Here is a 1,189-nt window from a genome sequence, read left to right as displayed (position 1 = left end):
CTAGTGTCCCGCGCCGTTAATTCGTTTTATTAATCTTCCAATGGACTCCAGGATCTGCTCGGCGGTCTTGGTCCACACGAATGGTTTTGGGTCGTTGTTCCAGGCGGTGATCCAGGCGCGAATGTCTTTTTCCAGGGCGTGCACGCTGCGGTGGTCGCCGCGTTCGATGAGTTGGCGGGTGATTTCGGCGAACCACCGCTCGACCTGGTTGATCCAGCTGGAATAGGTTGGCGTGTAGTGCATGTGGAAGCGGGGGTGGTTGTCCAGCCAGGTCTGCACGGTGGGTGCTTTATGGGTGCCGTAGTTGTCGCAGACCACGTGCACGTCCAGATCGGCGGGGACCTCGGTGTCGATCTTGGCGAGGAACTTGCGGAACTCCACGGCGCGGTGGCGGCGGTGCAACGCGGTGATGACAGTGCCGTCGCTGATGTCGAAGGCGGCAAAGAGGCTGGTGGTGCCGTGGCGGACGTAGTCATGGGTGCGTTTCTCGGGCATGCCGGGCATCATCGGAAACGCCGGCTGGCTGCGGGCCAGGGCCTGGATCTGGGACTTCTCGTCCACGCACAACACCACTGCGGCCTCGGGCGGATTCAGGTAGAGCCCGACGATGTCGTAGACCTTCTCCACGAACAGCGGGTCGTTGGACAGCTTGAAATCCTCCACCCGGTGGGGCTGCAGCCCGAACGCGCGCCAGATCCGCCCGATCGTCGACTTGGACAGCCCGGACCGCTCGGCCATCGACGCCCGTGACCAGTGCGTGGCGTTATCTGGGGTGGACTCCAGCGTGGTGACCACCACGTTTTCGACCTGATCGGCGGTCACCGAGGCTGGTCGCCCGGGTCGCGGGTCGTCGACCAGCCCGTCCAGGCGCGCCTCGACGAACCTGCGCCGCCACTTGCCCACGGTGGGCTGCGACACCCGCTCCCGCGCCGCGACCTGCTTGTTCGACAGGCCATCCGCGCAGCCCAGCACGATCCGTGACCGCAACGCCAGCGCCTGCGAGGACTTGCGCCGCCGCGCCCACCGCGACAGCGTCGTGCGTTCCTCCTCGGTCAACACCAGCTCCGTTTTCGGCCGTCCGCGTGATGCCATACGTGAATCATCGCACCCTCCAACGTGATTCGGCGTAGAACACCGCCGATGCTCATTCGTTACAATTATGTAACGAATTAATGGCGCGGCACACTAG

The 1,189-nt window shown here is 63.9% G+C and carries 1 protein-coding gene; it reads right to left on the bottom strand.

Going from position 1 to position 1,189, the window contains the following annotated elements; all coding sequences use genetic code 11:
• Entirely contained in the window at nt 1-1,092 is a 1,092-nt protein-coding gene (locus tag F6Q13_RS17655) for an IS630 family transposase (RefSeq protein ID WP_293059307.1), read from the bottom strand.
• Nucleotides 1,093-1,189 lie beyond the last annotated feature (97 nt).

The organism is Mycobacterium sp. (genome assembly GCF_008709575.1).
Taxonomy (GTDB): Bacteria; Actinomycetota; Actinomycetes; order Mycobacteriales; family Mycobacteriaceae; genus Mycobacterium.
The sequence above is the reverse complement of the archived record's forward strand: the minus strand, read 5'-3'. Positions and strand labels throughout refer to the sequence as shown.

Excerpts from the sequence above, each read along its gene's own strand:
- F6Q13_RS17655 (WP_293059307.1), bottom strand. The coding sequence starts at position 1,092 with ATGGCATCACGCGGACGGCCGAAAACGGAGCTGGTGTTGACCGAGGAG.